The 8932-nt window shown below is 55.1% G+C and carries 12 protein-coding genes; 8 read left to right on the forward strand and 4 right to left on the reverse strand.

The genetic code is table 11. The features are described 5' to 3' along the window. The first annotated feature begins 23 nt into the window (after positions 1–23). Genes FDW95_RS12100 through dolP form a run of 4 tightly spaced genes read left to right on the forward strand, consistent with a single transcriptional unit; the run spans position 24 to position 3627 of the window. Complete coding sequence (locus tag FDW95_RS12100; RefSeq protein ID WP_115257407.1) at positions 24–2078, forward strand: penicillin-binding protein activator; 2055 nt, start codon at positions 24–26, stop codon at positions 2076–2078. After that, complete coding sequence (locus FDW95_RS12105) at positions 2036–2431, forward strand: YraN family protein (protein WP_096755549.1); 396 nt, start codon at positions 2036–2038, stop codon at positions 2429–2431. Before FDW95_RS12100 ends, FDW95_RS12105 begins: the two co-directional genes overlap by 43 nt. A 20-nt stretch (positions 2432–2451) precedes the next feature. After that, a complete protein-coding gene (gene diaA, locus FDW95_RS12110) occupies positions 2452–3042 on the forward strand; it encodes a DnaA initiator-associating protein DiaA (protein ID WP_048213380.1) in 591 nt (196 codons plus the stop codon). Between the two features lie 9 nt (positions 3043–3051). After that, positions 3052–3627, forward strand: coding sequence for a division/outer membrane stress-associated lipid-binding lipoprotein (dolP, locus tag FDW95_RS12115; RefSeq protein ID WP_115257406.1), 576 nt, complete (start codon positions 3052–3054; stop codon positions 3625–3627). Positions 3628–3726: 99 nt separating this feature from the next. Here the strand turns inward: dolP and FDW95_RS12120 are convergent, their stop codons facing one another. Together FDW95_RS12120 and FDW95_RS12125 are read right to left on the reverse strand one after the other, a co-directional pair. Then, positions 3727–4362 (reverse strand): NAD(P)H-binding protein, encoded by a 636-nt coding sequence (locus FDW95_RS12120; protein ID WP_115257405.1) that lies wholly within the window; start codon positions 4360–4362, stop codon positions 3727–3729. Positions 4363–4394: 32 nt separating this feature from the next. Then, complete coding sequence (locus FDW95_RS12125; protein WP_115257404.1) at positions 4395–4823, reverse strand: YhbP family protein; 429 nt, start codon at positions 4821–4823, stop codon at positions 4395–4397. Positions 4824–4875: 52 nt separating this feature from the next. Between FDW95_RS12125 and FDW95_RS12130 the strand changes: the two genes are divergently transcribed. Continuing rightward, the gene (locus FDW95_RS12130) at positions 4876–5175 is read left to right on the forward strand and encodes a GIY-YIG nuclease family protein (protein ID WP_115257403.1); all 300 of its coding nucleotides are present in this window, start codon (positions 4876–4878) and stop codon (positions 5173–5175) included. Here FDW95_RS12130 and FDW95_RS12135 read toward each other — a convergent pair. Together FDW95_RS12135 and FDW95_RS12140 are read right to left on the reverse strand one after the other, a co-directional pair. After that, positions 5162–5665 (reverse strand): N-acetyltransferase, encoded by a 504-nt coding sequence (locus FDW95_RS12135; RefSeq protein WP_115257402.1) that lies wholly within the window; start codon positions 5663–5665, stop codon positions 5162–5164. The two genes, FDW95_RS12130 and FDW95_RS12135, sit on opposite strands and share 14 nt — an antisense overlap. Next, positions 5659–6183 carry an SCP2 domain-containing protein gene (locus FDW95_RS12140; protein ID WP_115257401.1) on the reverse strand — a complete coding sequence of 175 codons (525 nt, stop codon included), beginning with the start codon at positions 6181–6183 and terminating at the stop codon, positions 5659–5661. Before FDW95_RS12140 ends, FDW95_RS12135 begins: the two co-directional genes overlap by 7 nt. Positions 6184–6402: 219 nt before the next feature. Here FDW95_RS12140 and FDW95_RS12145 point away from each other — a divergent pair, with 219 nt between their 5' ends. The 3 genes from FDW95_RS12145 to FDW95_RS23785 form a co-directional block, all read left to right on the forward strand. Further along, positions 6403–7398: a peptidase U32 family protein gene (locus tag FDW95_RS12145; protein ID WP_096755542.1), complete on the forward strand. Its 996-nt coding sequence runs from the start codon at positions 6403–6405 to the stop codon at positions 7396–7398. 8 nt (positions 7399–7406) lie between these two features. Further along, the gene (locus tag FDW95_RS12150) at positions 7407–8285 is read left to right on the forward strand and encodes a U32 family peptidase (RefSeq protein ID WP_115257400.1); all 879 of its coding nucleotides are present in this window, start codon (positions 7407–7409) and stop codon (positions 8283–8285) included. An 80-nt stretch (positions 8286–8365) separates the two neighbouring features. After that, positions 8366–8932: MsnO8 family LLM class oxidoreductase (locus FDW95_RS23785; RefSeq protein ID WP_249359066.1), on the forward strand; the 567-nt coding region annotated here is incomplete at its 3' end.

Genomic DNA, 8932 nt, shown 5'->3' on the forward strand with positions numbered 1-8932 from the left:
TAAAAAATATCACTGGATACAGTATGGTACCCTCAACATTTTCTCGTATGAAAGCCGCGCGCGCTCTGCCAGTCATTCTGGCAGCATTGATTTTCGCCGGTTGTGGCACCCAGACGCCAGACCAGAGTGCAGCCCATATGCAGGGCACAGCACAAGCTGATTCCGGCTTTTATCTGCAACAGATGCAGCAAAGCTCAGATGATAGCAAGACCAACTGGCAATTACTCGCCATTCGTGCACTGCTGAAAGAAGGTAAGAGCCAGCAGTCTGTCGATCTGTTCAACCAATTGCCGCAGAACCTGAACGATGCCCAGCGTCGTGAACAATCCCTGCTGGCCGTTGAGATCAAACTTGCGCAGAAAGATGTCGCGGGTGCGCAGGTCCTGCTGGAGAAGCTAAAACCAGCCGATTTCGATCAGAACCAACAGGCGCGTTACTGGCAGGCACAAATTGATGCCAGCCAGGGGCGTCCATCGTTAACGCTGCTGCGTGCGCTAATCGCTCAAGAGCCGCTGTTGGCCGCCAACGATAAGCAGAAAAACATCGATGCGACCTGGCAAACACTCTCGTCAATGACACCAGAGCAGGCGCAGGCGCTGGTCATCAACGCTGATGAAAATGTTCTGCAAGGCTGGCTGGATCTCCAGCGCGTCTGGTTTGATAACCGTAGCGATGCCGACATGATGAAGGCCGGCATTGCCGACTGGCAAAAACGCTATCCGCAAAACCCGGGGGCAAAATTACTGCCCACGCAGTTGGTTAACGTCCAGAGCTATAAGCCAGCGTCCACCAGCAAGATAGCCCTGCTACTGCCGCTGAACGGTCAGGCCGCTGTTTTTGGTCGCACTATTCAGCAGGGTTTTGAAGCAGCGAAAAACAATGGCACGCAACCAGTATCAACCCCTGTCGCCGCAGCCCCTGCAGCCGTCACGGACGCCACCACGCCCGTTGCACAACCGCAGTCAGTCGACGGCGTGGCTAGCCCTTCCCAGGCCTCGGTGAGCGATCTGACCAACGATGCGCCAGCACAGCCAGCCACACCGGTTAGCGCGCCGCAAACAGCACCAACTCAGCCAACGACGGCCAGCGCCCCGGCGAATCCTTCCGCAGAGCTGAAAATTTATGACACCTCGTCACAGCCGCTGAATCAGATCCTGGCCCAGGTGCAGCAGGATGGTGCCAGCATTGTTGTCGGCCCTCTGTTGAAGAACAATGTTGAAGAACTGATGAAGAGCAGCACGCCGCTGAACGTACTGGCGCTTAATCAGCCTGAAGCCGTGCAGAACCTGGCGAATGTGTGCTACTTCGCGCTGTCACCGGAAGATGAAGCGCGCGATGCCGCACGTCACATCCGCGATCAGGGAAAACAAACCCCGCTGCTGTTAACGCCGCGTAGCGCGTTAGGCGATCGCGTGGCCAACGCCTTTGCACAGGAATGGCAAAAACTTGGCGGCGGCGTGGTGTTGCAACAGAAATTCGGCTCTACAGCAGAACTGAGAATGGGCGTCAACGGTGGTGCAGGGATTGCCCTGACGGGCAGCCCGGTCGTCTCCTCTACACCAGCACAGCCTGGCGTCACGATTGGTGGACTCACCATCCCGGCTCCGCCGACCGATGCGCAAATCACCGGTGGTAGCGGTCGTGTTGACGCCGTGTATATTCTGGCCACGCCGGAAGAGATCGCCTTTATTAAGCCGATGATCGCCATGCGTAACGGCAGCCAAAGCGGTGCCACGCTGTATGCCAGCTCCCGTAGCGCACAGGGTACTGCTGGTCCTGACTTCCGCCTGGAAATGGAAGGCTTGCAGTACAGTGAAATTCCGATGCTGGCCGGCGGTAACGAACCGCTCATGCAGCAGGCGCTTAGCGCCGTGCACAACGATTACTCGCTGGCACGCATGTACGCCATGGGCGTCGATGCGTGGTCGCTGGCTAACCACTTCACGCAAATGCGTCAGGTGCAGGGCTTTGAAATTAACGGCAACACTGGCGCATTAACCGCCACGCCGGATTGTGTGATTAACAGGAAGTTATCATGGCTCAAATACCAGCAAGGACAGGTCGTCCCCGCCAGTTAACGAGTAAACAGACCGGTGACGCGTGGGAAGCCACCGCGCGTTGCTGGCTGGAGGGCAAAGGACTGCGTTTTATCGCCGCCAACGTGCGCGAACGCGGCGGCGAAATCGACCTGATAATGCGTGAAGGCAAGACCACCGTCTTTGTTGAAGTCCGTTTTCGTCGTTCCGCTCTTTTTGGCGGGGCGGCGGCGAGTGTGACCCGCAGCAAACAACAGAAATTATTACACACCGCCCGCTTGTGGCTTGCGCGCCACAATGGGAGTTTTGATACTGTGGATTGTCGGTTCGATGTGTTAGCCTTCACCGGAAATGATGTTGAGTGGTTAAAGGATGCCTTTAACGACCACTCATAATTGAAGATTTAAGGATTAGCGTGTTAGACAGAATTAAAGTCTGCTTTACAGAAAGCATTCAAACTCAGATTGCTGCGGCTGAAGCGCTCCCGGATGCGATTTCCCGTGCAGCCATGACGCTGGTTCAATCCCTGCTCAATGGCAACAAAATTCTCTGTTGTGGTAATGGGACATCCGCTGCCAACGCACAGCATTTTGCTGCCAGTATGATCAACCGTTTTGAAACAGAACGGCCCAGTTTACCTGCTATTGCACTAAATACTGATAATGTGGTCTTAACTGCGATTGCCAACGATCGCCTGCACGACGAAGTTTATGCAAAACAAGTCCGTGCGCTGGGACATGCAGGTGATGTTCTGTTGGCAATTTCTACGCGTGGCAACAGTCGCGATATCGTTAAAGCCGTTGAAGCTGCCGTCACCCGCGACATGACGATCGTCGCTCTGACCGGTTATGACGGGGGAGAGCTGGCCGGATTATTAGGGCCGCAGGATGTCGAAATCCGCATTCCCTCACACCACAGCGCACGCATTCAGGAAATGCATATGCTGACGGTGAACTGCCTTTGCGATCTTATCGATAACACGCTTTTCCCTCACCAGGATGATTAAGGAGTACACATGAAGGCATTTTCGCCGCTCGCAGTGGTTCTTTCTGCGCTGCTGTTGCAAGGCTGTGTCGCTGCCGCCGTTGTCGGAACGGCAGCTGTCGGAACGAAAGCCGCAACTGACCCTCGCAGCGTCGGCACCCAGGTAGATGATGGAACCCTGGAATTACGCGTCAGTACCGCGTTATCAAAAGATGCCCAGATCAAGAAAGAAGCGCGCATCAACGTCAGCGCCTATCAGGGTAAAGTGCTACTGGTGGGGCAGTCTCCTAACAGCGAGTTGTCTGCGCGGGCGAAACAGATTGCAATGGGTGTAGAAGGCACGACGGAAGTGTTTAACGAAGTCCGTCAGGGTCAGCCAATCGGCCTGGGTGAAGCCTCCAACGATACCTGGATCACCACCAAAGTGCGCTCCCAGCTGCTCACCAGCGATCAGGTAAAATCATCCAACGTTAAAGTGACCACCGAGAACGGGGAAGTCTTCCTGCTGGGTCTGGTTACCGACCGTGAAGCGAAGGCTGCGGCGGATATCGCCAGCCGGGTCAGCGGCGTGAAACGCGTCACGACCGCGTTTACATTTATTAAGTAATACTGCTACAGATGCCGGATGGCGACGCCTGGGCGTCTTATCCGGCCTACAGGACTTCATCGTTTGTAGGCCGAATAAGCGTCAGCGCCATCCGGCATTTTATTTAGCCCTTTCGCGCAGCTCGGACGAGGTCAGGATCGAAACCCCTTCATGTCCTGGCGCAAGTGCCTCCACCAGCATTGCCCGTGCGACATCACGTGCCTCAATAGATTTCCAGTTCCCCGGTAGCAGCTTGAATAATGGCGCAAAGAGCTTTTCATTCGCTCGATGTTGTTCCCTGTCACCCAGCAACATCGAAGGCCGTACAATCGTCAGCCGGGGCCATTTCTGCGCAATCAGCGCCTCTTCCATCTCACCTTTAACCCGATTGTAGAAAAATGGCGAGTGCGCATTGGCCCCCATCGAACTCACTACCAGCATATGCTGAGCCCCCAGACGACGCCCCGTCAGGGCGGTATCTACCACCAGCGTATAATCAGCGTGGATAAAGGCCTCTTTACTGCCCGCTTCACGTCGGGTGGTTCCCAGACAGCAAAAAACGATGTCGACTGGATCGGTGACCTGTGCCAGCGCATCGGTCAACTGCGGATCGTGAGGGTTAAAGACGCCAACCGTATCGGCGAGCGGGCGGCGCGTTGGAGCCGTAATCGCATGGACCCGGGGCTCGTTCAGTAGCATCCGCAATAAATGTCCGCCCACCAGACCCGTGGCTCCGGTTATTAACACCTGGCTCATCGCTTATCCTTTCCCTTCAATCATTCCTCTAACTATAGATCACGTAGCCAGAGCAGCTTTTTACCAAAGCCCAGCGTGTTGTCAGTGAACTTGATTTCATCAAGACGAATCTCCCACACGGGTGCAGACAGCATTCTGGCGACGGGGAAGCGACGATTATACGCTTTACGCGCGTCGTCGCTCTCCTGCCCCTCCAGACGCCTGATTTCGCCTTTAAACTGGACGCCACGGATCAGCGCGACCGTTTTGGGTTGACCGTTTACCGTCCCGGCAACGGACGCGCATGGGCCGGACATCTGGGCATGGCGAGTTTTATCTTCGGTGAGCACATAGAAGGCAACCTTCTGCGCATCAAACAGATAAAACGCATTGGCGCACCACAGTTCACCGTCATGATGCACACACCAGGTCACGACGTGCTGTTTTGCCAGCCAGCGCGTCACCGCAGTCAGTGTTTCCATTTCTGTTCTCTTTTATACTGTAGGCCTGAAAATTATCACGTCGATGGTGACAATGACACCCTGGTATCTGTACCTGATCCGTACCGCAGACAACGCCCTGTACACCGGAATAACCACCGATGTGCAGCGCCGCTATAAGCAACATCAAAGCGGAAAAGGCGCGAAAGCCTTGCGTGGGAAGGGAGAGTTAACTCTGGCATTTGCCGCGCAGGTCGGCGATCGTTCGCTGGCCCTGCGTCTGGAATATCGAGTCAAGCAGCTCACAAAGCGTCAGAAAGAACGCCTTGTAGAAGGTGAAGGGCTTGAGGCATTGCTGAGTAGCCTACAAGCCCCGGTGCTTAAAAGCGATTGAAGTGCTCGTGGTATTCCACCAGACCAGACACGCCCTCCAGCGCATCTTCTGCCAGGCGATGCACCTGGAACGCGCTTTCGGTGCCCGGCCAGCGGCAGTGTAGATCGTGGTGGGCTGCCAGCTCAAAGCCAAAGCGACTGTACAGTGCCGGATCGCCCAGCGTGACCACCGCGGCGTACCCAAACTCGTTCAGTGAATCCAGTCCCTCATAGACCAGCTGACGCGCCAGGCCCTGCCCACGGTAGTTTTCATCTACCGCTAACGGAGCCATACCGACCCATTGCAGATCTTCACCTTGCACATCAACAGGACTGAACGCGACGTAGCCGACCACCTGACCTTCGTCGTCGGTGGCAACCAGACCCAGCGTCAGAAAACCGTCTTCACGCAGGTCGTGCACTAACTTCGCTTCCGCATCGCTTTCAAAGGAACGACGCAGCAGCGCATCAATACCTGGGGCATCAATGGGAATTTCAACTCGAATCAGCATGGTTCACCTACCGAGGTCTGTTTGGTTTCTGGCGAATGTTTCATACCCGCCTCAACAAAGTCCGCCAGTTGCAGCAGCATAACGCGTAATGCTTTCGGCATCTGCTCCAGTTCAATGGCGTCCATCAGATTTTTCACATGTAGCCCTAATTCTGTATCGCCTTCAATCACCAGGCGACGCTGGAAGAAAAGCGTATCCGGATCCTGCTTACGCGCCGCAATCATCAATAAATCGCTGGCGTCTGCGCTAAAACTCACATCAGCGTCTGCGTTCTGACTGACGATAAGTTTGTCGTTCTCAACAGAGGTATACCATCTGAGGCCAATATCACGAACATTTATGCTCAACCAGCGACCGTCGAGAAACTCCAGTTCCCCGTCGGCCAGCGCCTGGCGAAATTGCCAGCTCAGAACCTGTTCCAGTACCTGGCGCTTGAGCGTAAAGGGCGTCAGTTTAACCGGTACACTCATCAGAGAAGGACCAAAATGTACTAAGCGTGAACGCAGTTTATCCAACACGAGCTTTACTCCCTGTTTCTATAGTCCGGCTATTTTGCCATATCAAATAAACGACATAGCGGCATAAATCAACAATTCGATACGAAATTGTTACCTCTTTATTGGTGATACCAATACGACTTTAACTGCCTCAAATCAAAAATTGTCTCAGCAAGGTTAACTAAAATCCCTCTTCGTTAACATTTTTGCGCCCAGGCGGCGTAACTTTCAGGATAAATTATGGAGCTGCTGTGCCCTGCCGGAAATCTCCCGGCGCTTAAGGCGGCCATCGAGAACGGCGCTGATGCTGTGTACATCGGGCTAAAAGATGATACCAACGCCCGTCATTTCGCCGGCCTTAATTTTACCGAGAAAAAATTGCAGGAAGCGGTGAGTTTCGTCCATCAACATCGCCGTAAGCTGCACATCGCGATTAACACCTTTGCCCACCCGGATGGGTACGCTCGCTGGCAGCGTGCCGTGGATATGGCGGCACAACTGGGCGCGGATGCACTGATCCTCGCCGATCTCGCCATGCTTGAGTATGCCGCAGAACGCTACCCGCATATTGAGCGCCATGTCTCTGTTCAGGCATCGGCAACCAATGAAGAAGCGGTAAATTTCTATCACCGTAACTTTGACGTCGCGCGTGTGGTGCTGCCGCGCGTGCTGTCGATTCATCAGGTGAAACAACTCGCGCGCGTAACACCGGTTCCTTTGGAAGTGTTTGCCTTCGGCAGCCTGTGCATTATGGCGGAAGGCCGCTGCTATCTTTCGTCTTATCTGACGGGCGAATCCCCCAATACCGTCGGCGCGTGTTCCCCTGCCCGCTTTGTACGCTGGCAGCAGACCGCGCAGGGGCTGGAATCTCGCCTGAACGAAGTGCTGATTGACCGTTACCAGGATGGTGAAAACGCCGGATATCCCACGCTGTGTAAAGGGCGTTATTTGGTGGATGGCGAGCGCTATCATGCGCTGGAGGAGCCCACCAGCCTCAATACCTTAGAACTGCTACCTGACCTGCTGGCCGCCAATATTGCCTCGGTGAAAATCGAGGGGCGTCAGCGTAGCCCGGCCTATGTCAGCCAGGTGGCGAAAGTGTGGCGTCAGGCGATCGACCGCTGCAAAGCAGATCCGCAAAACTTCGTTCCGCAAAGCGCCTGGATGGAAACGCTCGGCTCTATGTCCGAAGGCACGCAGACCACACTTGGCGCGTATCACCGTAAATGGCAGTGAGAAAAGCAATGAAATATTCCTTAGGACCGGTGCTCTACTACTGGTCGAAAGAGACGCTGGAAGACTTTTATCAGCAGGCAGCCACCAGCCATGCCGACGTTATCTATCTTGGCGAAGCAGTGTGCAGCAAGCGCCGGGCGACCAAAGTGGGTGACTGGATCGACATGGCGAAGTCCCTCGCCGGGAGCGGTAAGCAGGTGGTCCTGTCCACGCTGGCACTGGTGCAGGCGTCATCTGAGTTGGGTGAGTTGAAACGCTATGTAGAAAACGGTGACTTCCTGCTGGAAGCCAGCGATCTCGGCGTGGTCAATATGTGCGCCGAACGTAAGCTGCCGTTCGTGGCCGGGCACGCACTCAACTGCTACAACGCCGTAACGCTGCGTATTCTGCTCAAGCAGGGCATGGTGCGCTGGTGTATGCCGGTTGAGCTGTCACGTGATTGGCTGGTGAACCTGCTTATCCAGTGTGACGAACTGGGTATTCGCGACCAGTTTGAAACCGAAGTACTGAGCTACGGGCATTTGCCGCTGGCCTACTCTGCCCGCTGCTTCACCGCACGCTCCGAAGATAAGCCTAAAGACGAGTGCGAAACCTGCTGCATCAAGTATCCCAACGGGCGTGATGTCCTGTCGCAGGAGAATCAGCAAGTGTTTGTCCTCAACGGTATTCAGACCATGAGCGGCTACGTCTACAACCTCGGTAATGAGCTGGCGTCCATGCAGGGGCTGGTTGATATTGTGCGCCTGTCCCCGTTGGGAACCGAGACATTCGCCATGCTGGATGCCTTCCGTGCCAACGAGAATGGTGGTGCCCCGTTACCGCTTGCCACCCACAGTGACTGCAACGGCTACTGGAAACGACTGGCAGGCCTGGAACTGCAGATGTGATTAATAGCTCACTTTGTTAACAACAATCGCTAGTCTTTAATGCAATATTAAAAGATTAACCGGTAACAAAGTGAGCCGTTATGACTGACAAAACCATTCCGTTCTCGGTGCTCGATCTAGCGCCGATCCCTGAAGGATCCAGCGCAAAGCAGGCCTTCTCGCACTCTCGTGATCTCGCCCAACTGGCGGAAAAGCGCGGCTACCATCGCTACTGGCTGGCTGAACATCACAATATGACCGGCATCGCCAGTGCGGCAACCTCGGTGCTCATCGGTTATCTGGCGGCCAATACCACAACCCTGCATCTGGGTTCTGGCGGCGTGATGTTACCCAACCATTCCCCGCTAGTGATTGCCGAACAGTTCGGCACGCTGAATACGCTGTATCCGGGACGTATTGACCTCGGTCTGGGTCGAGCGCCGGGCAGCGATCAACCAACCATGCGCGCGCTGCGCCGTCATATGAGTGGTGATATCGATAACTTTCCCCGCGACGTAACAGAACTGGTGGACTGGTTTGACGCACGTGACCCGAATCCCCACGTGCGTCCGGTTCCCGGCTACGGAGAGCAAATCCCGGTTTGGCTGTTAGGCTCCAGTCTGTATAGCGCACAGCTGGCCGCTCAGCTTGGCCTGCCGTTTGCCTTC

Source organism: Citrobacter sp. wls718, assembly GCF_005280945.1.
In the GTDB taxonomy this organism is placed as follows: Bacteria; Pseudomonadota; Gammaproteobacteria; order Enterobacterales; family Enterobacteriaceae; genus Citrobacter; species Citrobacter gillenii.

What these genes read in the sequence shown, in the direction of transcription:
- FDW95_RS12135 (WP_115257402.1), bottom strand. Translation starts at nt 5,665, where the DNA reads ATGCTGATTCGAGTTGAAATTCCCATTGATGCCCCAGGTATTGATGCG.
- FDW95_RS12150 (WP_115257400.1), top strand. Translation starts at nt 7,407, where the DNA reads ATGAAATATTCCTTAGGACCGGTGCTCTACTACTGGTCGAAAGAGACG.
- FDW95_RS12145 (WP_096755542.1), top strand. Translation starts at nt 6,403, where the DNA reads ATGGAGCTGCTGTGCCCTGCCGGAAATCTCCCGGCGCTTAAGGCGGCC.
- FDW95_RS12120 (WP_115257405.1), bottom strand. Translation starts at nt 4,362, where the DNA reads ATGAGCCAGGTGTTAATAACCGGAGCCACGGGTCTGGTGGGCGGACAT.
- FDW95_RS12105 (WP_096755549.1), top strand. Translation starts at nt 2,036, where the DNA reads ATGGCTCAAATACCAGCAAGGACAGGTCGTCCCCGCCAGTTAACGAGT.
- FDW95_RS12125 (WP_115257404.1), bottom strand. Translation starts at nt 4,823, where the DNA reads ATGGAAACACTGACTGCGGTGACGCGCTGGCTGGCAAAACAGCACGTC.
- dolP (WP_115257406.1), top strand. Translation starts at nt 3,052, where the DNA reads ATGAAGGCATTTTCGCCGCTCGCAGTGGTTCTTTCTGCGCTGCTGTTG.
- FDW95_RS12130 (WP_115257403.1), top strand. Translation starts at nt 4,876, where the DNA reads ATGACACCCTGGTATCTGTACCTGATCCGTACCGCAGACAACGCCCTG.
- FDW95_RS12100 (WP_115257407.1), top strand. Translation starts at nt 24, where the DNA reads ATGGTACCCTCAACATTTTCTCGTATGAAAGCCGCGCGCGCTCTGCCA.